Source organism: Streptomyces fructofermentans (assembly GCF_014651055.1).
GTDB classification, from domain to species: Bacteria; Actinomycetota; Actinomycetes; order Streptomycetales; family Streptomycetaceae; genus Streptomyces; species Streptomyces fructofermentans.
Genome location: NZ_BMWD01000026.1, coordinates 1 through 25137 on the forward strand (window position 1 = coordinate 1; position 25137 = coordinate 25137).

Genomic DNA, 25137 nt, shown 5'->3' on the forward strand with positions numbered 1-25137 from the left:
GCGCACCGCGCTCAAGGTCATGGTCACCGGCTGACGTGCCGCCCGGCGGACGGGCGGGCCCGCGTACGGCCCGCCCGCGCCCTGCGGCCGGGTCCGCTCCGACCCGGCCGGTACGTTCTAGGCGTGCGAGCGGCGGTTGCCGGTGACAACCCGGTAGAGCACCAGCAGGATCAGCGATCCGACGATGGCGGCGATCCAGGTCGAGAGTTCGAAGAAGCCGTCGATGGAGTCGACGCCGAAGACGACCTTGCCCAGCCAGCCGCCCAGCAGGCCTCCCGCGATGCCGATCAGCATGGTGACGATGATGCCGCCCGGGTCCTTGCCCGGCAGCAGAAGCTTGGCGATGGCCCCGGCCAGCAGGCCGATCAGAATCCACGCGATGATTCCCACAATTCCTCCACCGTCCGTTCGAAATCCGTTCCTGGTCCTCCGTGTACGCCGTTGATGCGAAAACAAACATCCTCCGCCGCGATTCCCCGGCACCGCGTCCGGCACGTCGGTCTCCGCACCGGCGCTCCCGGGGCACGGCGACACCGGACGGGCCGGTCGGGACCAGCCGCTCGACGCACGACGGGCGCCGAGGCCGCGGCCGCGCCGGCCCGCGGGGCGCCCGGCCGAAACGCGCACAACTGGCCGACAACGGCAGGTGGTCGAGCGCCGCGACGGTCGGCGCGCTGCTCCGGGCGCACCCCTTATCCGCCAATGGCGCGACGTCGCGGGACGGAACGACACACCGAGGAAGCGCCGGCCGTGCCACGCCCGGCACCTCGCGCTGTCATGCATAAATGCACGAAGTCACCGTCCGTGAGCGCTCGTTCACGGACTCTCCGCCCGGCGTCCACTTCCGGCCGCGCCGCTTCCGGCGTGTGCCGCCGGGGGCAGACGGTGCGTTCGCCGGATGCCTAGCCTCCCCGGTCATGCGATCCACACACACCAGACGCCTCGGCCTCGTCGGCATCCTCACCCTCGTCCTCGCGCTGTTCGGCCTCGCGCCCACCGCGAGCGCGGCCGAACCGGGCCCCGCCGAACTGACGTTCACCACCGACTCCGCCACGACCACTCCGGGCGGCACGGTGAACCTCTCCATGACGATCACCAACAACAGGACGTACGACATCTGGTTCGTGTACCAGACCATCGAGCCGACCTGGCTGACCACCCAGCGGCCCGACCTCAAGTACGGCTTCACGGGCTGCAACCTGGCGACCGCCGCCGGCAGCGTGCCCTGTTCCGGCACCGGTCCTGCCAACCTGGGCGGCAACTACGGCGCCACCGTGCCGCCGGGCCAGAGCAGGACCGTCACGTTCACGCTCCAGGTGGCCGCGGACTCCGGCTGCAACGGCAACATCGGCTTCTACTCGTACTACTACGCCGAGTTCAGCGACAGCACGAGCACCAGCGCCGGGCCGGTGTTCACCCCCGAGACCCGCGTGCTCTGCGCCTGACCCGGGACCGCACCCGGGCCTCCGGGCGGCAACCGGCGTGGACCGGCTCCTGATCGGCTCAGGGGCCGGTGCACGACCCTCGGCCCGCGGCGACCCCAACTCCGGTCGCCGCGGGCCGAGTCGCGTTCGGCGGCTACCGGCCCCCGGGCCCGCGACGGGTCGCGAGGGGCGGCCGGCCTCCGCGGAGCGGCCGCCTCCGGCGACCTCGCCCCTCAAACGCGTGTCCTGAAACCGATCACTTGCCCCACGGGGGCACCGGTCTGGACCACTGGCACGCCAAACGGCGGACCATATCGTTCCAGATCACCCGCAGCCCGGGCAGGAGCCAGTAATCCAGCCCATTGGGGGGATCCCGCCGGACGACTCCCGAGATCGTCCGATGGCCGTACCAGACCCGTTTCCGACCAAATGGATGCCTGCTCTTTTCCGTCATGTTTCGCAGCAGGCGCACGAAAACTACACAGAGACCTCACTATGTGACGCGACGAAGCGTTGACGACCTACGTCTGAGGGGGGCGACGGCGTCACGCGAGGGGGTGCGTCCGCTCCACTGGAGCAGTGCTCACCCCTGCCCGGGGAGGGGACTTCACCGCATGAAGCGGACCAGAGGCACGATCGCGCTCGCTGTGGGCGCGCTCATCGCCGCACTCGGCCTACCGGCCACGACGGCGCACGCCGACACCACCACACCTCGCATCGACCTGCGGGTCCTGGTCGTGAGCGACGGCGGCCCGGCCACCGACGCCATCGCAGCCGAACTGGAAACGGCGGGCACCCCGTACACGGAGGTCGACCTGCTGCGGTCCGACCGGCCCGTGATCGACGGCGACTTCCTCGCGGACACCGCGGACGGCACACCGCGCGGCAGGTTCCAGGCCGTCGTGCTGCCCAACGACAACCCGTTCCCGGCGGACTCCACCGAGATGGCCGCCCTGGTGGACTACGAGCAGGCCTTCGCGGTCCCGCAGGTCGACGCCTACACCTACGCGCGTCCGGAGGCCGGTCTCCAGTACCCGGTGTACGGGGGCTACTCCGGAAGCCTCGACGGCGTCCGGGCCCAGGTCACCCCGGCCGGCCGGGCCGGACCGTTCGGCTACCTGGACGGCGCCGTCCCCTTCGAGGACAACTCGCCCACCGTGGGCGAGAGTTACGCCTACCTGTCGACGCCGGTCGCGGGAGCCGACTTCACCCCGTACGTCGACGCCGCCATCCCAGGACAGTCCGCACGCGGATCACTCGTCGGCGAGTACCGGCACGACGGACGGCGCGAACTCGTCGTCACGTTCGTCTACAACCAGTACCAGCAGCAGTTCCGACTGCTGGCGCGCGGCATCGTCGAGTGGATGACGGGCGGCGTCCACCTCGGCGCCTCGCACAACTACTTCGCCGTGCACGTCGACGACGTCTTCGCCGGCGACGACCGCTGGGACACGGAGCTCAACTGCACACCGGGCGACGTCGACTGCCCGCAGGGCGAGGGCACACCGGACCCGATCAGGATGACTCCGGCGGACGTCGACCACGCGACCGCCTGGCAGGACAGACAGGACTTCACCCTCGACCTGGCCTACAACGGTGCCGGCAGCGTCGACCACCGCCAGGACAACAACGGCGCCGACCCGCTCGCCGACAGGTTCATCGCCGAGCGCGCGCAGTTCCGCTGGATCAACCACACGTACTCGCACCCGTTCCTGGGCTGCGAGCAGGACACCACGGTGGTCCCCTGGCGGTGCGCCACCAACGCCGACGGCAGCACCAAGTGGGTCGGCCGCAACACCATCTCGGACGAGATCGCCACCAACCGCGTCTGGGGCCAGACCAACGCACTCCCCCTGGAGAACGGCGAGTTGGTGACCGGCGAGCACTCCGGCCTCCAAGTGCTCCCGCAGCAGTCCGCGGACAACCCCAACCTGGCACCCGCGCTGGCCGACAACGGAATCACCTGGCTCGGGTCCGACAACTCCCGTGAGCCCCAGCAGCGCCAGGTCGGCCCGGCCACGACCGTTCCGCGGTACCCGATGAACGTCTTCTACAACGCCGGACGTGCCGCCGAGCAGGTCGACGAGTACAACTGGATCTACACCGGCCGCGCCCAGGGCGGCAGCGGCATCTGCGAGGACCACCCGGACACGTCCACCTGCCTGCCCGCGCCGCTCGACACGGCCACCGGCTACGCCGACCACATCGTGCCGCTGGAGACCCGCATCGGCCTCGGGCACGTCCTCGCCAACGACCCCAAGCCGCACTTCATCCACCAGTCGAACCTGGCCGAGGACCGCATCGCCTACCCGGTCCTGGACGGCATCCTCGACGGGTACGCCGGCCTCTTCGCGGACAGCACCCCCGTGGTGAACCTGCGGCAGAAGGACATCGGCGCCGAACTGAAGCGGCGTGCCGCCTGGAAGGCCGCCGTGGCCGCCGGCCAGGTCACCGCCCACCGTGTCGGCGACACGGTGACCGTCGAGGCACCCGCCGGCGTCGCCGTTCCCGCGACCATGCCGACCGGCACCTCCCGCGCCGGCTCCGGGTTCGGCAGTGCCTACGCGGGCGGGCTGTCCGGCTGGACGACCTCCGCGGGGACACCGCTGACGTTCGACCTGCCCGCCTCCGCCACCCCGCCCGCCGCCACGGAGGAGTCGCCCGGGCAGAGCAGCGCGACCCGCTCGGCGCCACGCACCCGGGTACCGGCCGGCGTACGCGAACCCGTGCCCTACACGCCGGAACCGGCCGACCGCTGACCGGCGCACCGCCCCGCCGGTCCCGGCGGCCCGGACCGGCCACCTCCCACCCCACACCTCGCCCGTGGAGCACACCGATGCACGTTCCCCACGGCGCGCGACGCCCCGGCGCGACGCGCGTCACCCTGCTCACCGAAGGCACGTACCCGCACAGTCACGGCGGCGTGAGCGTCTGGTGCGACCAACTCGTCGACGGGATGCCCGACATCGACTTCGACGTCATCGCCGTCACCGGAACCGGACGTGAACCCCTCGTCTGGGACATCCCGGAGCAGGTGTCCCGGGTCGTGTCGGTCCCCATGTGGGGACCCGCACCCGCGGGCCGCCCGCCCCGCGGCCGCCGCCGCAACCAACTGACCGCCGCCTACGAGCGGTTCGTCACCGCGCTGCTCGACCCGTGCGCCGAGGACGGGTTCGGCCCCGCCCTGTACGTCATGGCCGCGGCCGCGGCCGACGGGCTGCTCGGCCCGTTCCTGCGCGGCGACCGCGCGACCGCGGTGCTCACCTCCGTGTGGAACCGCCCGGGGCTGGCGGTCCGCGAGGCCCGGCCCACCCTGCACGACGCGCTCACCGCGACCGCGCTGCTGGAGCACGCGCTGCGCCCGCTGGCCACGCCCCTGCCGGAGCACGGGGTGGCCCACGCGGTCAGCGGCGGCGTGGCCGTACTGCCCGGACTGGCCGCGCTCGAACGGCACGGTGTGCCCCTGCTGCTGACCGAGCACGGCGTCTACCTGCGCGAGCGCTACCTCGGATACCGCACCGCCCCGTACCGCTGGCCGGTCAAGGCGGTCGTCCTGGGCTTCTTCCGGCTGCTGGCCGAGGAAACGTATCGGCGCGCCTCGCTGATCACCCCGGGCAACCGCTACAACCGGCTGTGGGAGGAGCAGGGCGGCGCCGACCCCGAGGCGATCCGCACGGTCTACAACGGCGTGGACCCGAGCGCGTTCCCACCGGCCGGACCGGAACCGGAGAGGCCCACCCTGAGCTGGGCCGGTCGGGTCGACCCCATCAAGGACCTGGAGACACTGGTCCGCGCGTTCGCGCTCGTCCGGCGCCGGCTGCCCGACGCCAGGCTGCGGCTGTTCGGCGGAACACCGCGCGGCGGCGAGGCCTACCGGGAGCGCTGCGAGGCGCTGGCCGCCGACCTCGGGCACGCCGACGCCGTCACGTTCGAGGGCCGCGTCGACGACATCAAGGACGCCTACGCCGCGGGCAACGTGGTCATGCTGTCCAGCATCAGCGAGGGCTTCCCCTTCACCCTGATCGAGGCCATGTCATGCGGCCGGGCGACCGTCTCCACGGACGTGGGGGGCGTACGCGAGGCCGTCGGGGACACCGGGCTCGTGGTTCCGCCGCGCGACCCGGCCGCCATGGCCGCGGCCGCGCTGGAACTTCTCGGAGACCCGGCCCGCCGCCGGTCGATGGGCGAGGCCGCCCGACTGCGGGTGATCGAGCAGTTCACGCTGCGGCAGACCGTCGACACCTTCCGCGCCATCTACCTGGAGCTGTCGGCGCTCGGCCGGATCGTCCCGCGCGACCCCTGGACGGCGGACACCGGCGTCGTCGTCGAGGCGGACCGGGCGCAGGACGCGAGACCGAGGAGCCTGGCCGGATGAGCGGACCGATGGCCCTCGAACCGGGCGGCACGGAACGCGACACGCTGGCCCTGCGGCTGGCCGACGACCGCACCCTGGCCCTGCGCATGCCGGACCGGGGCGTGGACCCGGACGCGGTCGACCTGCTCGCCGCCGAACTCGCCGACCGCGTCGGGCCGGCCGTCCACCCCTACGAGGTGGCCGCTCTCCTGGAGTCCGAGGGGCTCACCGGCGAGGTCATCCAGGAGCGGTACGGGCATCCCGACCTGTTCTCGCTCGCCTCCGCGCTGTACGAACGCGTGCCGCGCACCTACCCCGAGCCGGCCCCGCCGCCCGACCCGTGGCGGCCCGACCACCTGCGCTGCGCACTGCGCGGGGCGCTGTTCGCCCTGCCCGGCCTCGCCTATCTGCTCACGGGTCGGCTGTGGCACGCGGAGCGCGACACCGACGTGCTGATCGCCGCCGGGCTGGCCTCCTGGGCCTGGGGCCAGGCCCTCGGGCACCGGGCGTTCCTGCGGATGACCACCGGGCGGCGCGAGGCGGGCCGCACGCTCCTCAAGGGGGCGCCCCTCGGTGCCGTGGTGGCCACGGCCGCCGGCTCGCTGTTCGCCGGGAGCGCCACGGCGGCCGGAGTGGCGGCGGCCCAGTCGGTGTACCTCGCGGCGGCCGGAGTGCTGCTGGTGCTGGCCGGGGAGCGGCTCCTGCTGGCCGCGCTCGTCCCGGTGATCGCGGGCGCGGCGGCGCTGCCCTGGTGGGAGCCGGGCACCGCGCTGCGGGCGGCCCTGCCGCTGCTGTCGCTGGCCGGGGCGGTCGCCGCGGCGGCCTGGATGCTGCGGTCGGCGCTCGCGGCCTCCCCCGTACCGGGCGGAGCGCGGCCCCCGGTACTGCGTTCCCTGCCGTACGGGCTGTTCGGCCTGGCCGCCGGCGTGCTCGTCCTGGTCGAGGGCCATCGGCACCCGTACGCCGTGATCGTGCTGACCGTGAGCATGGGGCCGGCCGAGTGGCTCCTCTACAAGTACCGCGGGATGTCGGTGGCGGCGCTGCGGGCGGTCACCACACCGGCCGCCTTCCTGCTGCGTTCGGCCGGCGTCCTCGCCCTGTGCCTGCTCGCCTACCTGCTGCCGCTGCTGCCCGCGGCCCGGCTCACCGACTCGGCGCCGGTCCCCCTGATGCTGCTCGCGGCGGCGCTGTGGACCGCGCTGCTCCTCCAGGCCTTCGGGATGGCCTGGCCACCGGCGGCCGTGTGCCTCACGGCCGCCGCCGGGAGCGCGGCGGCCACCGTTCTCCATCGCCCGCCGGGCGACACCGCCGCGTCCCTGTGCTGCGGTGCGGCCGCGCTGTGTCTGGCGGTCTGCGCACTGCGCCTGCTGGGCCGCCCGGCGGCGCACGCCTGACCGCACTCGCCAGGCGGCCCGGACCGGCGCCCGGCACCGAGGGCGCCGAAGGGCCGGAAGAGCAACGCGACTTGGCCCGCGGGACGCAAGCCACAACGGAAAACAGAGCGACAAAGAGCCACAGCGACAAGGCAACAAAGCAGTCAACGGACAGACACCGCACGCGCAACCGACCGGAAGGAAACACGAGTTGACCTCCGCACCGCTCGTCGCCGTCACCGGAGCCGAGGGCTTCATCGGCTCCCACCTGACCGAGGCGCTGGTCGCCTCCGGGTGCCGGGTGAGGGCAATGGCGCAATACAACTCCTTCTCCTCCTACGGCTGGCTGGAGACCCTCTCCCCCGAGGTGCTGGACCACGTCGAGATCGTCCTCGGCGACGTCCGCGACCCCGGCTCGGTCCGCGGTCTCGTCGAGGACGCCGAGTGCGTCTACCACCTCGCCGCACTGATCGCGATCCCGTACTCCTACCGCGCACCGCACAGCTACGTGGACACCAATGTCACCGGCACGCTCAACGTGCTGGAGGCGGTGCGCGCCCTGGGCACCCCGCGGCTCGTGCACACCTCCACCAGCGAGACGTACGGAACGGCGCAGACCGTACCGATCACCGAGGACCACCCCATCAACACCCAGTCCCCGTACGCCGCTTCGAAGGCCGGGGGCGACCGCCTCGCCGACAGCTACCACGCAAGCTTCGGCACGCCCGTGGTGACGCTGCGACCGTTCAACACCTTCGGCCCCCGCCAGTCCATGCGGGCCGTCATCCCCAGCGTCATCGGGCAGGTGGCGGCGGGCGGGACGACCATCACGCTCGGCGATCTGCGGCCGACCCGTGACTTCACCTACGTCAAGGACACCGCACAGGCGTTCCTCGCGGTCGGCACCGCCCCGGCCGAGGACGTCGTGGGACGCACCTTCAACGCCGGTACCGGCGGCGAGATCTCGGTCGGCGACCTGGTGTCCCTGATCGGCAAGGTGATGGACACCGCGCTGGACGTGCGCGAGGACGCCGAGCGGATCCGGCCCGCGAACTCCGAGGTCATGCGGCTGGTCGCCGACGCGACGAGGCTCGGCGCCGCCACCGGCTGGAGTCCGGGCCACACGCTGGAGCAAGGTCTCGCCCGCACGGTCGAGTTCTTCCGGAACCCGGCCAACCTCGCGCGCTACAAGACCGGCATCTACAACATCTGACCCGTCGGGCACGTCCAAGAAGGAGGAGTCCCATGCACGCAGTGATCCTGGCGGGAGGCAAGGGCGTCCGGCTGCGGCCGTACACGACCGCGCTGCCGAAGCCGCTCGTGCCCATCGGCGACCAGCACGCCATCCTGGAGATCGTGCTGCGCCAGCTCGGCGCGGCCGGCTTCACGAGCTGCACCATCGCGATCGGCCACCTCGGCGAGATCATCCGCGCCTACGTCGGCGACGGCTCCCAGTGGGGCATGGCCGTCGAGTACGCCACCGAGGAGAGCCCGCTCGGCACGATGGGCCCGCTGCTGACCATGCGCGAGAGCCTGCCCGAGACGTTCCTCGTGATGAACGGGGACGTACTCACCGACCTCGACTTCGCCGACGTCCTGCTGCGACACCGGGGTTCGGGCGCACCCCTGACGATCGCCACGTACGCCCGCAAGGTGCACATCGACTTCGGGGTGCTCACCACCGACGCCAGCCGGGTCGTCGCCTTCACCGAGAAGCCCAGCATCGACTACCGCGTGTCGATGGGCGTGTACGGGCTCACACGGTCGACGCTCGACGGCTACACGCCCGGCCTGCCGCTCGGATTCGACGAACTGGTACTGGACCTGCTGCGGGACCACAACCCGCCGCATGCCTACGACTTCGACGGGTACTGGCTCGACATCGGGAGGCCCGACGACTACGACCGGGCCAACGCCGAGTTCACCACCCGCAAGTCGCTGCTGCTCAAGGGAGCCTGACCACCGCATGCGCATTCTCGTCCTGGGCTTCACCGGTTTTCTGGGCAGCCGGGTCGCCGAGCAGGTGCACGCCCTGCCGGGCGCGCGGCTGTTCGGCGCCGGCCGCTCGCCCGCCGCGGAGTTCGGCATCGACCTGGCCACCGCCCGACCGGACCGGCTGGCGACGGTACTGGCCTCCGTGGCGCCCGACGCCGTGATCAACTGCGCGGGCGCCACCGGGGGCGACGCCACGACCCTCGCCGAGGTCAACACGCGGGGTGCCGCCGTGCTGTGCGCGGCGCTGCGCGAAGGTGCGCCCGCGGCGCGCCTGGTCCACCTGGGTTCGGCGGCCGAGTACGGCCCGGGCACCGAGGGCAGCCTCGTCACCGAGTCGGCGGCCACCCGCCCGGTCTCGGTGTACGGCGCGACCAAGCTCGCCGGCACCGTCGCGGTCAGCACGTCCGGTCTGGACGCCGTGGTGCTGCGGGTGGGCAACCCGGTCGGCCCCGGTGCCCCGGCGACCGGACTGCCGGGGCGGGTGGCGGGGCTGCTGCGCGAGGCGGGCACGGACCCGGAGGCGGTACTGCGGCTGGGCGACCTGTCCGCGTACCGCGACTTCGTGGACGTGCGCGACGTGGCCCGGGCCGCCGTCCGCGCCGCCACCGCGCCCGGACCGCTGCCGCGCGTCCTCAACATCGGCAGCGGCCGGGCCGTCCCGGTCCGCGACCTGGTCGGCGGGCTGGCGCGGATCGCGGGGTTCCGTGGACGCGTCGAGGAGGGCGGCGCAGGCTCCGGCCGCTCGGGCGGGGTCTCGTGGCAGTGCTCCGACATCACGGCCGCCGGCGAGGCTCTCGACTGGCGGCCGGCCCACGGCCTCGACGACTCTCTGGCCGCGCTGTGGGAGGAGCCGTGCCGGCTCTCCTCCCGGCGGCTGGAAGGCGACCCGGCGCGGTGAACCTGCTGATCCCGCTGTATGTGCACCCGGCGGAGGACCCGGGTGCCTGGCACCGGCTGATCACGTCGGCCGACCGTACGTACGCGGTGGTGCTGAACCCCGCGGACGGTCCGGGACCCACCCCGGACCCCGCGTTCGTCTCGGCGGCCGAGGCGCTGCGGGCGGCCGGCGCGCGGCTCCTCGGGTACGTCGACACCGACTACGGGACGCGGGAGCCCGACACGGTCGCGGACGAGGCCGGCCGGCACCGCGAGTGGTACGGGGCGGAGGGCTGCTTCCTCGACCGGGTGCCCTCGGACGCGGAGTCGCTGCCCGCCTGCCGCCGCCTGGTGCGGGCCGTCCGCCGGCTGGGCACGGCCCCCGTGGTGCTGAACCCCGGTGTCCATCCCGCCCCGGGGTACGCCCGTCTGGCGGACCTGGTCGTGACCTTCGAGGGCCACTGGTCCACCTACGTGTCGGCGTTCAGCAGGCCGAAGTGGACCGCCCGGCATCCGCCCGAGCGCTTCTGCCACCTCGTGTACGGCGTCCCGGAGGCTCTCGTGCCGCTGGCCGTGCGCACGGCGCGCGAGCGCGGCGCGGCGGTGTCCGGACCCGTGACGGGCGAACTGCCCAACCCGTGGTCGCGGTTGACGCCCGCCCTGGGCGGGACGGCGCCCTGACGGCGCCCGCCGCCGCTCCCCCGGGAGCCCGGGAGCCCGGGAGCAGTGTCCCGCGCTCCGGGCTCCCGGGCTTTCGGGTTCCGCTCCAGCCGCTCCAGCCGCTCCAGCCGCTCCAGAGAGTGTGACCTTTCCTACTGAATCGGCGCGGGGGATGACTTCGCGGCTTTCGGGGGAAGGCGGAGGCGGACGGCCGGGCCGTTCCACCCCCACCCGCGGGTGGAACGGCCCGAAGACCCGGAACCCGTGGGGCCCGGAACCAAGGAACGGCACAGGAGGCAGTACATGTCCGATGAGCGTGGGGAGTCCGCCGGAACGGCGCTCGTTCTCGGCCCGAACGAGGCCGACCAGCGAAAACAGCGCCTTCGCAGACGACTGGAGCGGCTGCTCGGCATAGCCGCGACGGAAGGCAACGAACTCGTTCCGCTGCGCAACGGCGACGCCATCTTCCCGGCGATGCTCAAGGCGATCCGGTCGGCCGAGCACACCGTCGACATGATGACCTTCGTGTACTGGCGGGGTGACATCGCCAGCGAGTTCGCGGAGGCCCTCGCCGAGCGTGCCAGGGCCGGAGTCCGGGTGCGCCTGCTGCTCGACGGGTTCGGTGCCAAGGAGATCGAGCCGACGCTCCTGGACGCGATGGACGCCGCCGGTGTGGTGGTCGCGTGGTTCCGCAAGCCCACGCGGCTGTCGCCGCTCAAGCAGAACCACCGCTGCCACCGCAAGGCGCTGATCGTCGACGAGCAGACCGCGTTCACCGGCGGGGTCGGGATCGCCGAGGAGTGGCGCGGGAACGCCTCCAGCCCCGACGAGTGGCGCGACACCCACGTCCAGGTGCGCGGGCCGGCCGTCGACGGGATCGCCGCGGCCTTCGCCCAGAACTGGGCGGAGTGCCACGACGAGCTGTACGACGACCGCGACCGCTTCACCGCGCAGCCGCAGCCGGGCTCGTCCGCGGTGCAGGTGGTTCGCGGCTCGGCCAGTTTCGGCTGGCAGGACATGCAGACCCTGATCCGCGTCGTGCTCAGCTCGGCCGAGAAGCGCTTCCGGCTGTCGACCGCCTACTTCGCCCCCGACGCCTACTTCGCCGACCTGCTGGCGGCCACCGCCCGCCGCGGGGTCGCGGTCGAGATCGTCCTGCCCGGTCCTTACACCGACCAGCGCGCCTGCCAGCTCGCGGGCCAGCAGTTCTACCAGCAGCTCGTGGACGCCGGCGTGGACATCCGCCAGTACCAGCCGACCATGCTCCACACGAAGATCATCACGGTGGACGGGGTCGCCTCGCTGATCGGTTCGACCAACTTCAACCGCCGGTCCATGGAGCACGACGAGGAGATCATGCTCGCCGTCCTGGACGAGCGGTTCACCGCCGAGCTCGACCGGGACTTCGAGGCCGACCAGCAACGCAGCGAGGCGATCGATCCGCTCCGGTGGAGGCGGCGCCCGATGACCCAGCGCCTCGGCGAACTGGCCGTGACCCCCATCCGGCGCTTCCTGTGACGTGACCCCGGTCCCCGCTCCCCGGTCCACCGGCCGGGGACCGGCTCGCTCCCGCCGCCCGGACGCCCCGGCCCCGGCGCGCCGACGCCGCCTCACGCCGGGGCAAGGGCGGTCCCGCGGAACGGCGGCTCCGGTTGTGCCCGTCCGCCGCCCGACCCGGGTCCCGGTGGCCCCGCGCGAAGGCCCCCGGCCCCTTTCGGGTCCGGGGGCCGGGACACGCGCCGGTCAGAACTCGCTGTCGATGCCGGTGACGACCGCCGGACCCAGCGGGGCGTCCCGGTCCGTGAGCCCGTTGTCGCGCAGCGCCCCGGACACGAGCCGTACCGCCTCGGACTCGGCGCCGGCCCGGTCGTCCGCGTCGACTTCGACCCGCACGACGAACATCCCGTCGTCCTGCACCGTCAGCAGGCTCAGCTCCTCGCTCTCCCCGAGGTCCGTGTTCTTCGGATCCTGCGGACGGAGCCTGCGCTCGATGCCGGCGCGGGCCTCGTCGGAGACGCCGTGCACGAAGGTGCCGGGGACGGTGATGACGTACGTGGTCATGGGAACTCCTTACGGGAACGCCCTCGGCGTCGAGGGCCTCGTGGGGGCGGCGCAGGCCGTTCGTGGTCCCTGCCCCGGGAGGGCTCCGGGCCGACGGGTACGGCGGGCGGGCGCGGCGAGCCCCCCGCACCTGCCTCTCCCGCACCGGCCCGGCATCCCGCTCAGGCCGGTCGCGGGGCGGGGCGACCGGTGGGGGCATCGGCTTCGGACGGTCTCCTGAGTCGCATGAATGGCATCTTCCCCGCCTTCGGCCGGGAATGCTGATCACGCCACCACAGCCCCTCGCGGCGGTCGCGTCCCACCCGGCCCGGACCGCGAAAGACTTCGGCCGGATTGGTGGCCGGATCCCGTACTCGGCGCGGCCGAACCCCCTCGGGTGGGTAGCCCTTCCGCGGACACCGATCGCGGGGGTGGGGGGAGATGGCCCTGGTGACACGGAGGGGGCGTCGGTCCAGGACCGGCGTGTCGCGCCGCTCGCAGCGACGCCGCACGATCCGGGCCCTGCGCGCCGAGGGGCGGTACGGGCCCCGGCTGCGCGACGTGCTCCCCGCGCTCGCGGTGGTCGTCGTGGCCTTCTGCGCGGTGGTGGCCGGACTCGCCACGGCCTACCGCGCGCTCGGCCCGGGCATACCGGTCGGCGCGCTGGTGGTGCTCGCCGTCGTCGTCCCCGCCGTCGTCCGCCACAACCGTCCGCTGGCCCGCCGCCGACTGGGCTACTACACGCCCGAGGAGCTCGCGGACCTCGACGCGCACGGCCTCGCCCTCGCCGTGTCCCGCATGCTGCGCAGGGACGGCTGGCGGGTGCTGTCCGTGCCGGACACGCCGGACAGGCCGCGCGTGCGGGCGCGCGACGGCAGCGGCCACCGCATGGAGGTGGCGTTCCGGCCGGTGGCCGAGCCGCTGCCCGACGAGGACCCGCCCACCCGGTCCGGGCGGCGCGCCCAGGCGGGGCCGCACGTCCGCCTGGTCGTGCACCGGGGCACGTTCAGCCACCGCGACGTGCAGTGGGCGCGACGCCAGGGCGGGGTCCGCCTCATCGACGGTTCGCACCTGCGGCGCTGGGCCCACGGCACCCACCTGGACGAACTCACGGACGTGTCCTGACCGGTGCGCCCGCCCCGCGGCCGCACCGGCCCGCCCCTCACATGCCGGTCGCGTCCACCACGGTGCCGAGGTCGACGAACTTGAAGCCGGTCGACGTACGGCTGCCGCCCTCGCCGTCCGGTGCCGCGGGGGTCTCCAGGCCGTCCTGCACGACGAGCAGGCCCCGCGGATAGCGCGCTCCCAGCGGTGCGTTCAGCACGGCGGCCCCGTCGCACTCCTCCACTCCGTCGAGCGTCCGCGTGGCGGCGCCGATCCGGAATCCGCCCTCGTACTCGTTGCCGTCGCCCACCTCCCGGTCGTACAGGGCGAAGCTGTTGTCGCCCTGGCCGGAGGCGAGCAGGTGGCCGTCGCCGTCGCGTTCCAGGAACAGGGTCAGGCCCTCGACGTCGGCGGCCAGCCGCTCGCCGCCGTATCCGGGGTCCGCGCCGGGCACGCATTCCTCGGACACCTCGTCGTACGTGCCCGGCACGCCGAACTCCCTGACCCGGTCCACCAGTACCGGCCGGTCGGTGAGGTCTGCGCGCAGGCGCCAGATGCCGACGTCCTCCTGGCCCGCGTAGAGGGTGCCCGTGGCCGGGTCGACGACCATGCCCTCGACCTGGGGCAGTTCGCCCGGCTCCGCGCACGGACTCCAGGCCGTGCCGTCCGGCAGCGTGAAGGACGAGGGCAGCGCGAGCGTGCGCACCTTGCGGTAGCCGACGGCGCCGTTCGCGGCCGGGAGCAGTTCGAGCAGCGCCAGCTCGGTGCGCTCACGGCGGCTGACGAGCGCGTACGCGCGGCCGGTGGCCGTGTCCTTCCAGGCGGCCAGGCCGTAGGCGGTGCGCTGGTCGTTGATCTCCGCCTGGTCGGCGGAGAACACCGGTGCCGCCGCCGGGTCGGTGATGTCGGTGAGCGGCCCGCCCCGCCGCGCCGGGTCGATGCGGTAGATCCTCAACCGGTCGTTCCCCCGGTCGCTCACGACGGCCACGTCGGCGCGGCCCGCGGCGGTCCGCAGGCCCGCGACCAGGTCGACGTTGTTGAAGCGGCCGGGCGCGTCGCCCTCGGCGGGCGGTCGCGGGGCGGCGAGCGACTGCACCTGCCGCGCCCCCAGGTCGTAGACCCGCAGTCCGCCCTCCTTGGCGGTGGCGACGACGAGACTGCGCCCGGGGTCGGCCGCGTTGCGCCAGATCGCGGGGTCGTCCGCGTCGGCGTTGCCGCCCGCCTCGTCGTCGTACAGGGCGGCCGTCTCGCTCCTGGCGGTCACTGTCGGCAGGCCGGGCGCGCCGGCGCCCGCCGGGGACGCGGCGAGGAGGGTGACCAGCGCCGTGCCCGTGGCGAGGGCCGCGGCTCCGCGCGCGGTGCGGTGGGTTCTCACGGTCTCTTCCCAACCTTCGAGGATGTGTCGAGGACATGACGATGATGCCCGGGCAATCCTGCGCGCAGGCGACGTGCACCTGTCCGGGCAGTCATCTGCCGTACGCCCTCGCGTCGGCCGGAGTTCGCCGGGCGGGACCGGGCCCCGCATTCCGCGGGCCGCGTCGGCGGCCCGGCGCGGCGTGCGGCCCAGCGCCGGCGCGGGTCGGGCCGCGACGAGGGCGGCCGCCGACCGCCGGCAGCGGGCAGCGGGCAGCGGGCAGCGGGCAGCGGGCGGAATCGTGCCCCGGTGCCGCACCCGGCACCGTTCCCGTCGGCGGAGGGATCGCGGACCGGACGCGTCGGGGCTCATCGGGCGCGTCGGGCGCGTGAACACCGGCGGACCGTCGGGGTCCGGGCCGCCCGGGTCCCGAACCCGGGTCCCCAACAGGTCCCGTGCGGCGCGGAGGACTGCCGCACGGGCTCGGACAGCGGGCCACCCGGTGGCGGCGGGCCCGTCCGGTGGCGCCCCTCACTGACCCAGCGGGCTCGGCGGACTCGTCTCGGACACCGGAGCGGGCAGTGGCGGACGGGCGGTCGCCGCCGCCTCCCGCGTCAGGGCGTGGCTGACCTTGCGTGCCAGTAGCGGGTCGACCGGGAGGACGTGCGAGGCGAACCAGCGCGCGGCCGACGGGTCGGGGGACGGCTCGACGAACTCGGCGCCCGCGTAGTCGTCCAGCGGCGGGTCGTACACGTAACCGGACACCACACCGTGGCCGACGAGGCGCTCTATCAGGACGTCGCGGTCGTGGACGAGGAGCGGTACGCGGAAGAGGGGCAGCGGACCGTACTGCGCGCCCCGCTCGCGAAGCGCCGGGGAGGCCCAGGCGGTGCCCGACAGCAGTGAGACACCTGCCCTGCGCCGGGCGAGGTCGTCGTCGAGCAGGGCCATGCGGACCGCCAACTGGCCCCGGACCAGGGCCCCGTGGCGGGCGCGGAAGCCGTGCAGATCGACCCTGACCCAGGGCTCGTACGCGGTCAGGCTCGGTGCCTCCCGCGCGCAGCCTGCGAGTTTCGCCGCGTGCAGCGACATACGGAACTCGTCGCGTTCCAGCACCCCGAGCCGCTGCATCGTCCGCCACACGGGGCGGACCAGGTGGAGGGTGCGTACCCCCGAACGAGCCAGTGGGCGCAGGGTCGTTGCGAGGTCGGCGCGCAGCCGGCGCGGCTCCAGGAGGTCGTCCCGCAGCAGTTCCAGCTCGCGCCGGGTGCGGGCGTCGTCCACGGCGAGGAACCCGCCGGCCGTGGCCGCCACGTGCTTGGAGAGGCTGAAGACCGCCGCCCTGCCGAAGGTGCCGATCGGCTGCCCGTCGACATGGGTGCCGATCGCGTGGGCCGCGTCCTCGAACAGCGGAATACCCAACTGCTCGCACTTGCGCCGCAGTTCCACGACGCGGTCCGGTACGCCGTAGAGGTTGGTCGTCAGTACGGCGTCCACGTTCCGCCAGGTCGACTCCGGAACCGCGGCGGGGTCGATGTTCCCGTCGCGCACGGACACGGGGGCCGTGACCGGGCGCAGTCCGGCGGCCAGGACGACGAAGAGGATCACGTCGTCGTTCACCGGCGACATCAGCACGCGCGCACCCGGCCTGCACCAGCGCCGCAGGGCCAGGTAGAGAGCCAGCCGCGCAGACGGCGTGTAGACGCATTCGCGTCCGAGCCGCCGTGTCATCGCCGCGGCGAGCCGCGATCCGTACGGCATCGTCACCTCTTCGGTTCGTCGGGTCGTCGGGTCGGCCGAGGTACACAGCACGCTCTCGCGAGCGCCGTTCGGGGTGCGCCGTTCCTGGGTCCCGCCCCCGGGCTCCTTCGGCGGCGGCGAGGCCGGGGGCCGGGTGTTCCGCCGTGGGCTCAGCGGGCGCGCGGGGAGGCCTTGCCGGAGGGGACCCGGCCCGACGTGCGCAGTGTGCCGACCGTCCTCAGCAGCCGGTCCGCCGGCCGGCGCAGGGCGGGATGGGCCAGGACCACGTTCCGCAGGCCTCGCACGGGCCTGCGCCAGAGCCGGTGCGCGGCCGCCACCGGGTGGGGGCGCGTCGCGAAGCCCTCGCCCACCCGCAGCTCACGGGTCTTGAGCCAGTCCTTGTACTCCTTCTCGCCGCGGCCCAGGTCCATGATCCGTACGCCCTGCCGGCCCGCGGCCTCGGCCATCCTGAGGTGCATGATGAGCCCGGGCGAGTAGTAGCGCAGCTCGGGGTCGTACGCGGTGAACCACGCGGCGAACACTGTGCGCGAGCGCGGACCGAAGTGCGCGGCCACGGGCCGGTCCCCGGCGTAGACCACGGACAGGATTCCCGTGAAGTGCTCCTCGCGGACCCGGAACAGATGCTCCACCAGCTCGACGATCCACGGCCGCGCGAACCGGTCCATGCGGCCCGTCCTGCGGTACTGCGCGGACTTCCAGTCCATGAGGCGGCGCAGCGCCTCGGGATCGCGCTCGTCGAACACGAAGCGCATCTCCCCGAGGTCGCGCCCCAGTCGGCGCTCCTTCTTCAGCGTGGTCTTGGCGAGCCCCGGGTACGCGGCGCGCAGCCACTCCGCGTAACTGCCGCCGCCGTCCTTGAGGTCGACCACGGGTGAGGCGAACGTGCCGGTGACGTAAGGGCCGAACGGCTGCTGCTCCTCGACGAGGTGGTCGAACTCGAACACGGACAGCCCGCAGGCCCGCAGCAGTTCCTGCGGGTCCCAGGTGACCCCGGAGCGGTGCACGAGGGCCTGGCAGTCGGAGAGGCCGAGGCCGATGGCCCGTCCCACTCCGAGGGAGTTGTGCTCGTACGGCAGGAACCCGACGGGTTCGCCGCCCTCCCGCAGCACGGCGACCCTCGCTCCGCCGCGGCAGGTGCCCACCCCGGCCGCGAACTCCGGTGCCAGGAAGGGGTTCGCGTAGTCCGGCGACTCGTCCATCAGCCGGTGCCAGGCCCGGCGGAGCGCCTCGTCGAGCTCCTCGGGTCTGTGGATCGTGACGTCCATCTCAGATCGACCGCCCTTCCGCGGGCTCCGCGTGAGACCTACCGGATTCGGCGCAAGTCCGTAAGGCGTGTTGATCGCTGTTCGTGGAACGCATGGACGATCGCCCCCATCTCCCCCGTGGCGCTCTGCCGGCGCCCCAGCCGTCCTGCCGTCGTGCCGCCCCCGGGCCGTCCGCGGCCCACACCGTCCACGTCCTGCCCCACGGTCAACGACCGCGACTCGAGGTGTTCGGCGTTGCTCAAACGTCGCGAAACAGTACGCACCCTGTCAAGGGTGTCGGCCGTAACGAAAACGTGGGATCGGGACAGGTTCCGTCCTGCCCGGCCGCGGCGGTACCGCGCGGACGAGCCCGCCACCGGAGGCCACGGGCCGATCAACAACGGCGGCACACGGCCCTCCATGTGCGCGATTGGCGACACTTCACATCAAACATCGGTACGCCGCCTTCCCGCTCACTACCGTCCTCTTCCTGTCACACCGCGTAATCGGTGGTGCGGCACCGAGGGCGACCACGCGGAGGTGACCGGTTGGATCCGGCGACATTGGTGATGCAGGCCCTGGCCACGGGCGCCGGCGCGGGACTCGGCAACGCGGCGTCCGCGTCGGTCTTCGACGCCTACCGCGCGCTGCGGCAGGCGTGCGTCCAGCGTCTGCCCGGGCGGCTCGGGACGTCGGGGCACGAGGAGGACCCCGCGGACGTGACCGAGGCCTGCTCGCCCTTCCAGGCACAGGAGTTGGTGCGCGCGCTGGCGGCGGCCGGCGCGCTCGACGCGCACCTCGTGGACCTCGCCCGGCGACTGCTGGACCTTGCCGACGCGGCGGGGACGCGGTCCGGCGCCCACCGGGTCGACGCGCGCGGAGCCCGAGGGGTGCAGGTCGGCGACCACAACACGCAGCACAACACGTTCAGTTAGGCGTCCGGCGCACACCGACGCCCTCCGGAAGGCAGCACAGCGATGAGGATCGACCGCCCCAAGGGCGCGCAGGTCGGCGACGGCAACGTCCAGCACAACACCTACGTCCCGCCCCAGGCGGGCCCACGCCACCGTTCGCCGTCGATGTCCGTGTCGGCCGGCGACCACGCCCACGTCACCCAGAAGAACACCAGCCTCAAGTTCTCCATCCCGGTGGTCGGCCCGCTGCTCGCCCTCGCCGCCGCCCACCCGGTGGTCGCCGCCGGCGCCGCCGCGCTGGTTCTCGGCGGCGGGGGCCTCGCGGCGAACGCGGCCCTGTCCGACTCCGGGTCCGGGGCGTCCACGGCACTGGTGCGCGGCTTCACTCTCAAGAACAGCCCGGACGGCGCCTCCACCGGCTACGACTTCTCGCACACCCCGCCGGTGGTCGCCGACACGGCCACGGACGCCATCTACATGTCGGGGAGCCTTCTCGTGGCGACCAACGGCAAGCTGGCCCAGTGGAACACGTCGGAACTCCCCACGGGGGACGACTGCCGCGCCCTGCTGGCCGAGCAGCCGGTGCGCAGCGTCCCCGTCGGCCCGCAGACCGTGGTCTGCTACCTGGACCGCAACGGCGACCCCGGCTACATCTCGGTCACCTCCTCCGACATCGAGGCCACCACCGTCGACACCGCCCATCTGCGCTGACTCCGGCCGGAAGCCGGGCGACCGCATCAGAATCCGTAACTCGTCGTGTAGGCGCACTCGGTGTAGATGAACCCCGGTGACAGCTTCGCGGTGTCGGAGGCGGGGCTCTTGCCGATGCCGCCCTGCGCCTTGTGCACGAAGTAGGTGGTGCCGACGGGCAGCCGGATGGTGCGCTGGGGGTAGTTCTTGCCGCTGTCGTTGCACGGCTTGAAGCCCAGACCCAGCGTGCTGCCCAGGGAGTAGCTCTTGCAGCTCCCGCACGCCTTGAGCTTGAAGCTGCCCGTCACCGGTCCCGTGTAGAGGACCGTGATGTCGTCGGGGCTGTCGTTCTTGACCGTGACGGAGATGCTGCCGCCCGAGGCGGTGGTCGGCAGTCGCTTGCCGGCGGCGGGCACGGTCTGGGCGACCTCGGCGGCGATGGCGATCTTCTTGGCCCGCGCCCGGTTCTTGTGGTTCGGGTTGTCCTTGGCGAAGGCGTTCATGCTCGTGACCGCCGCGCTGAAACTGCCGTCCTTGTACTGGTCGACACCGCAGGCGTAGCCGCCCGTGCTGACGCTCTTCTCCGCCCGGCCCGCCTCCTTGTCCAGGGCGTCGCCGAGTTCGCCCTGCTTCCCCGGCAGCCCGCGGACCTGGGTGGCGAGGCCGTCCAGGCCCTCGACGGCCTTGCACGGATCGTCCCCGCCCACGGACTTCACGCCCTTGTCCACGGCGGACTGCACCGCGGGCCCCACCTTCCCCGCCGGCTCGGACTCCGGGAACGTGGTGAGGAGTTCGCCGAAGTGCGTCGTCCAGTCCGCGACGCGGCCGCTCAGCGACTTCGCGCCGCACTCGTACAGCGAGGTCGCCAGGCGGTCGTCGGGCCAGGTGGCCAGGTCCCCGAGCGCCTCCTTGCCCATCGTGCGCGGGACCGTGCGGAGATACTTCAACGGCTCGACGGCGGAGCAGTAGTTCTCCGCCTCGTAGGGCGAGGCGACACCCGTGTAGAAGGTCTTGAGGCTGGCGGGCACCCGCTTCGCGGCCCGCGAGTCCGGGTGGTCGGCGCGCAGGTCGCGGTAGGCCCGCAGGGCGCGGCGGTAGTCCCCCTCCGCCGTGCCGAACATCTGCTCCCCGGACGCCTTCACCAGTTTGTCGGCCCGCTCCAGGCGGTCCAGGAGCATCTGCTCGGTGGCCTCGTCGCGCGCGTCGCCGTAGAGGACGACCCCGCCCGCGGGAGCGGCCAGCAGCACGAGGCCGAGCACGGCCGCGATCCAGGCGGCCGGCAGCCATGACAGCCGGGTACGCAACCCGGTATAGGCACCGTGCGCGGCGGCGAGCACGAGCAGGACCAGGTACAGGACGACGGCCGGGCCGGGCACCCCGTCCGGGTCCGCGGGCAGGGCCACCACGAGCAGCAGTGCCGTCGCGACCCAGCAGACCCCCATCAGGGCCCAGCGGCGCGTGAGCGCGTAGCCGAGCCCCAGTCCGGAGAGGTTCAGCAGCCCCACGGCGACGGCCCGCAGCGGGTCGGCCGGAGCGGGTGGCGGTGCGGTCGGCATCGGTGGTACGACGAAGTTGTCACGCGAACCGTACGGGTCCCAGGACATGACGGCTCCCCCAGTCAATCACGCCTGACGTTATGTGCCGCACAAGCGTACGGTGAGCAGGCTCACGACAACAGTGGGTTCACGCAAACCTGCGTACCCGTTCGCCGCATTTCCCGGTTCCGCGCACCCGGACCGCCTCCCGACGCGCCCCCGGACCTCAACTCCCCTACAGGGGACGGGAGTCAGGCAGCGGCAGTCCGCGGCGCCGGTCGCGGTCCGGTCGCCGCCGCCCGGACGGGGGCGTCGAACAGGCCCTGCTGAACCGGGTGGGTGTCGGCCGTGCCCTCGGGGTGCCACTGGACGGCTGCGAACCAGCCGGGCGCGGCCAGGAGTTGCAGCCCTGCGGACGGCGAGCACGGGAAGCCCATACTGCCCGGCAACCTGCTCACCCGATGGCGCCACGGAGCAACTCCGGTGCGCGAGAGCGCGTTTCGGCCCAGGATGCCTCGCGAATCGCCACCTCCGGCCCTCAAGTGCCGTGCAGCCCCACCGGCTTGTGTCGATCCGAGGACAACCTCCGCACCGGCGACTATGATCCGTGGCCATATATTGGGGGATCCCGGTAACAGATATGCCAGCAAACGCACATACTCGGCAGAGGTCGTTCACAGCCGCCCATCGGCACACGGGCCGCGCACCGACCGACCGCCGCCGTCACGCCGGTGGACTCCACCCGGCACCACCGCCCTCGCGGGCCGACCGCGCAGCTCACCGTACGCGCGCCCGCCACGACCGCAGCCGCCTGCCCGCCCCGCAGCCCTGAGCCGAGTGGGCCGGCGCCGGACCAGGGACCCGTGACCCACCGGACCACCCGCCCCATCACGCACGAACGACATTCACCCCATTGCGAAATAATTCAACACGCTCGATGAAAGGTTACTTTCGTGATCAACAGTGACGACGCGACTGATTACGAGAGCGTTCTGCTCGACCGGCGGGGCCAAGCCGAGGCCTTCGACGCCATCGGCGACCGCTACGACGAGGCGTTCCCCCACAAGGAGGGCCAGCTCGCCGCGGGCCAGTGGCTGATCGGCTCGCTCGAATCAGGCGCGCGCGTACTGGACCTCGGCTGCGGTACCGGGGTGCCGACCTCCCGCCAACTGGCGGACGCCGGGCTGCGGGTCGTGGGCGTCGACCTGTCCGCCCGCATGGTCGAACTGGCCGGGCAGTACGTGCCGGAGGCCACGTTCGAGCAGGCCGACATCGCCGACCTGCGCCCGGGCGGACCGCGCGACCTGGGCCGATTCGACGGCGTCGCCGCCTTCTTCTCGCTGCTCATGCTGCCACGCGCGGAGATCCCCCTCGCACTGCGGACGATCCGTCAACTTCTGCTCCCCGGCGGCCGGTTCGTCCTGTCCATGGTCGAGGCCGATGTCGACGACTTCGCGATCCCGTTCCTCGGGAACACGATCCGGGTCTCGGGCTACCTGCGGGAGGACCTGCACAAGGTCATCGAGGCCGCCGGATTCGAGATCGTCGACGAGTCCTCGTACACGTACGCCCCCGCGGTCGCCGACGTACCGCCGGAGGAGCAGGTCTTCCTCTGCTGCAGGCGCAGCGACTGAGCACGCGCGGCCCCACGATCACGACCGCGCCACCCACCCGACGGGACGAAACGCGTGACGGAGCACCACACACCCCATGACGGCGGCGGCGAGCCCGCCCGGCCTCCCGGCGGTCCGCCGGGCAGGACCGGCCCCGCCGCACCGCTCGCGTCCGCGGACCCGCACGCCACCGCGTCTCCCCCGTCCCTGCCGTCCCTGCCGCCCCTGCCGTCCGGCCCCTCCGTCCCGTCTCCCGGGTCGTCCCCGCCGCACGGCCGGCCCTCCGAGGAACGGCCGGGGCAGCCACCGCACCCGCCCCGGCCGCCGCTGCGGCCGGGTGCGGCCCGGCCCGCACCCGCCGACGGACCCGAGGCCGAGCACGCCCGGGACGTGGCACACCCCGGAGCCGCGCTGAACGCCCTGGACGGGCCGCAGACCGACCGGCTCCTGTACCTCGACGTGGCGACGCGCCGCATCGCCCGCGGCATGGACCTCGACGAGACGATCGGTGAGCTGCGCCGGGCGGCCGTCCCCGCGTTCTGCGACGCGCTCTGCGTCCATCTGCACGACCCGCTGCCGGTCGGCGACGAGAAGCCCACCGCGCCCGTCGTCCTGAGGCTGCACAGCGTGGACCGCACACCTGACGCAGCGAGCAGCGGCGGGGCCCGGACGGCGCCGCTGCGCAACGTCCCGCTGCACTCGACACCGGTCGAGCGCGTCCCGCTCACCGCCACGGGCAGGCTCGCGCGCCTGCTGCTCGCCGGGCGGCCCGTGTTCGGCGACGCCCCCGGCACCGGACCCGCGATGGCCGAACTCCTCGGCCCCGCCGCCGGGGAGCCGGGTGCACTGCCGCCGGGACGCCGGTCGATCATCGCCCCGCTGCACGGCCGGAACCACGTGATGGGCAGCGTCGTACTGCTGCGCCGGGCCGAGCGCCCCGCCTTCACCGACGACGACCTGCTCGTCGCCTCGCAGCTCGCGACCCACACCGCGCTCGGCGTGCAGAAGGCGGTGATGTACGGCCACGAGGCCTCCGTCGCGGACACGCTCCAGCACACCATGCTCCCGTCCTCGCTGCCCGAACCCACCGGTGTCCGGCTGGCGAGCCGGTATCTGCCCGCCTCGAAGACGGCCCAGGTCGGCGGGGACTGGTACGACGCGATCCCGCTGCCCGGCAACCGGGTCGCGCTGGTCGTCGGGGACGTCATGGGCCACTCCATGACGTCCGCGGCGATCATGGGCCAGCTCCGCACCATCGTGCAGACCCTGGCCGGACTCGACCTGCCTCCGCACGAGGTCCTGCACCACCTCGACGAGCAGGCCCAGCGCCTCGGCAGCGACCACATCGCGACCTGCCTCTACGCCATCTACGACCCGATATCGCACCGGCTGCTGATGGCGAACGCCGGCCACCCGCCCCCGGTTCTCCTGTGCCCGGACGGCCACGGCGAGATCCTGCGTGTGCCGCCCGGCGCTCCGATCGGTGTCGGCGGTGTCGCGTTCGAGTCCGTCGAGATGCCCGCGCCCGTCGGAGCCACCCTGCTGCTCTACACGGACGGCCTGGTCGAGTCCCGGGTCACGGACGTGGGGACGGGCGTCGAGGCACTGCGCGCCCGGCTCTCGGACCCCGCGGGGCCGGGCGCCGGCCCCTCGCTGGAACTCCTCTGCGACCAGGTGCTGAGCACCCTGGGCCCCGGTGACCGGGACGACGACATCGCCCTGCTCACCGCCCGCTTCGAGGGCTTCCCTCCGGACAGCGTCAGGTACTGGTACCTGGAGCCGCAGCCCCTCACCGCGCGGCAGGCCCGCCGCCTGACCCGCAGGGCGCTGCGCATGTGGGGCCTGGACTCCCTGCTCGACTCCACGGAACTCATGGTCAGCGAGGTGGTGACGAACGCCGTGCGCTTCGCGACCCGCCCCATCTCCCTGCGGCTGCTCCGCACCGACGTGCTCCGCTGCGAGGTCACCGACGACTCGCCGCAGGTTCCCCGGATGCAGCGGGCGGCGCCGGCCGACGAGGGCGGACGGGGCCTGTTCCTGGTCGACCAGCTCGCCCGGCGCTGGGGGGCGACACGGCTCAGCGCGGGCAAGGTCGTCTGGTTCGAGCAGCAGATCCCGAAGAAGCAGTAGGGCGGGTCCCCGGAAGCCGTACGTCTGCCCCTGGGGACGCCGTACGTCTGCCCTGGGCCGGACGGGCGAC

At 73.2% G+C, this 25137-nt stretch carries 20 protein-coding genes; 14 read left to right on the plus strand and 6 right to left on the minus strand.

The annotated features are described in order from the left end of the window. Positions 1-117: 117 nt before the first annotated feature. Complete coding sequence (locus tag IE265_RS29260; protein WP_190038737.1) at positions 118-390, minus strand: GlsB/YeaQ/YmgE family stress response membrane protein; 273 nt, start codon at positions 388-390, stop codon at positions 118-120. A gap of 527 nt (positions 391-917) precedes the next feature. Here IE265_RS29260 and IE265_RS29265 point away from each other — a divergent pair. The 9 genes from IE265_RS29265 to IE265_RS29305 all read left to right on the plus strand — a co-directional run bounded on the left by IE265_RS29265 (position 918) and on the right by IE265_RS29305 (position 12200). Continuing rightward, on the plus strand, positions 918-1445 hold the full coding sequence (locus IE265_RS29265; RefSeq protein WP_190038738.1) for a COG1361 family protein: 528 nt from the start codon (positions 918-920) through the stop codon (positions 1443-1445). Between the two features lie 593 nt (positions 1446-2038). Then, complete coding sequence (locus tag IE265_RS29270; RefSeq protein WP_190038739.1) at positions 2039-4183, plus strand: hypothetical protein; 2145 nt, start codon at positions 2039-2041, stop codon at positions 4181-4183. Positions 4184-4260: 77 nt separating this feature from the next. Next, entirely contained in the window at positions 4261-5799 is a 1539-nt protein-coding gene (gene pelF / locus IE265_RS29275; protein WP_190038740.1) for a GT4 family glycosyltransferase PelF, read from the plus strand. Next, entirely contained in the window at positions 5796-7172 is a 1377-nt protein-coding gene (locus tag IE265_RS29280) for a hypothetical protein (RefSeq protein ID WP_190038741.1), read from the plus strand. Before pelF ends, IE265_RS29280 begins: the two co-directional genes overlap by 4 nt. A gap of 190 nt (positions 7173-7362) precedes the next feature. Beyond that, on the plus strand, positions 7363-8364 hold the full coding sequence (locus IE265_RS29285; RefSeq protein WP_190038742.1) for an SDR family NAD(P)-dependent oxidoreductase: 1002 nt from the start codon (positions 7363-7365) through the stop codon (positions 8362-8364). Between the two features lie 32 nt (positions 8365-8396). Next, the gene (locus IE265_RS29290; protein ID WP_190038743.1) at positions 8397-9110 is read left to right on the plus strand and encodes a sugar phosphate nucleotidyltransferase; all 714 of its coding nucleotides are present in this window, start codon (positions 8397-8399) and stop codon (positions 9108-9110) included. A gap of 7 nt (positions 9111-9117) precedes the next feature. Beyond that, a complete protein-coding gene (locus IE265_RS29295) occupies positions 9118-10044 on the plus strand; it encodes an NAD-dependent epimerase/dehydratase family protein (RefSeq protein ID WP_190038744.1) in 927 nt (308 codons plus the stop codon). Next, positions 10041-10703: a spherulation-specific family 4 protein gene (locus IE265_RS29300; protein ID WP_190038745.1), complete on the plus strand. Its 663-nt coding sequence runs from the start codon at positions 10041-10043 to the stop codon at positions 10701-10703. Before IE265_RS29295 ends, IE265_RS29300 begins: the two co-directional genes overlap by 4 nt. A gap of 282 nt (positions 10704-10985) precedes the next feature. Beyond that, entirely contained in the window at positions 10986-12200 is a 1215-nt protein-coding gene (locus IE265_RS29305) for a phospholipase D-like domain-containing protein (protein ID WP_190038746.1), read from the plus strand. Positions 12201-12425: 225 nt separating this feature from the next. Here IE265_RS29305 and IE265_RS29310 read toward each other — a convergent pair whose 3' ends face one another. Then, positions 12426-12743, minus strand: a complete 318-nt coding sequence (locus IE265_RS29310) for a hypothetical protein (protein ID WP_190038747.1) — start codon at positions 12741-12743, stop codon at positions 12426-12428. Positions 12744-13205: 462 nt separating this feature from the next. Here IE265_RS29310 and IE265_RS29315 point away from each other — a divergent pair, with 462 nt between their 5' ends. Further along, positions 13206-13847: a hypothetical protein gene (locus tag IE265_RS29315; protein WP_229916679.1), complete on the plus strand. Its 642-nt coding sequence runs from the start codon at positions 13206-13208 to the stop codon at positions 13845-13847. 37 nt (positions 13848-13884) lie between these two features. Here IE265_RS29315 and IE265_RS29320 read toward each other — a convergent pair whose 3' ends face one another. The 3 genes from IE265_RS29320 to IE265_RS29330 form a co-directional block, all read right to left on the minus strand. Beyond that, on the minus strand, positions 13885-15201 hold the full coding sequence (locus tag IE265_RS29320) for a phytase (protein WP_190038749.1): 1317 nt from the start codon (positions 15199-15201) through the stop codon (positions 13885-13887). A 510-nt stretch (positions 15202-15711) separates the two neighbouring features. Then, positions 15712-16941, minus strand: a complete 1230-nt coding sequence (locus tag IE265_RS29325) for a DegT/DnrJ/EryC1/StrS family aminotransferase (RefSeq protein ID WP_190038750.1) — start codon at positions 16939-16941, stop codon at positions 15712-15714. Positions 16942-17090: 149 nt separating this feature from the next. Next, positions 17091-18206, minus strand: coding sequence for a GNAT family N-acetyltransferase (locus IE265_RS29330; RefSeq protein ID WP_190038751.1), 1116 nt, complete (start codon positions 18204-18206; stop codon positions 17091-17093). 527 nt (positions 18207-18733) lie between these two features. Between IE265_RS29330 and IE265_RS29335 the strand changes: the two genes are divergently transcribed. Together IE265_RS29335 and IE265_RS29340 are read left to right on the plus strand one after the other, a co-directional pair. Continuing rightward, positions 18734-19120: a hypothetical protein gene (locus tag IE265_RS29335; RefSeq protein ID WP_190038752.1), complete on the plus strand. Its 387-nt coding sequence runs from the start codon at positions 18734-18736 to the stop codon at positions 19118-19120. A gap of 42 nt (positions 19121-19162) precedes the next feature. Continuing rightward, entirely contained in the window at positions 19163-19810 is a 648-nt protein-coding gene (locus IE265_RS29340) for a hypothetical protein (RefSeq protein ID WP_190038753.1), read from the plus strand. A gap of 26 nt (positions 19811-19836) precedes the next feature. On the opposite strand, the gene IE265_RS29345 is transcribed toward IE265_RS29340, so the two are convergent. Further along, positions 19837-21393 (minus strand): hypothetical protein, encoded by a 1557-nt coding sequence (locus IE265_RS29345; protein ID WP_190038754.1) that lies wholly within the window; start codon positions 21391-21393, stop codon positions 19837-19839. An 884-nt stretch (positions 21394-22277) separates the two neighbouring features. On the opposite strand from IE265_RS29345, the gene IE265_RS29350 reads away from it, so the two are divergent. Then, positions 22278-22958, plus strand: coding sequence for a class I SAM-dependent DNA methyltransferase (locus IE265_RS29350; protein WP_190038755.1), 681 nt, complete (start codon positions 22278-22280; stop codon positions 22956-22958). A 54-nt stretch (positions 22959-23012) separates the two neighbouring features. After that, the gene (locus IE265_RS29355; protein WP_190038756.1) at positions 23013-25067 is read left to right on the plus strand and encodes a SpoIIE family protein phosphatase; all 2055 of its coding nucleotides are present in this window, start codon (positions 23013-23015) and stop codon (positions 25065-25067) included. Positions 25068-25137: the final 70 nt, after the last annotated feature.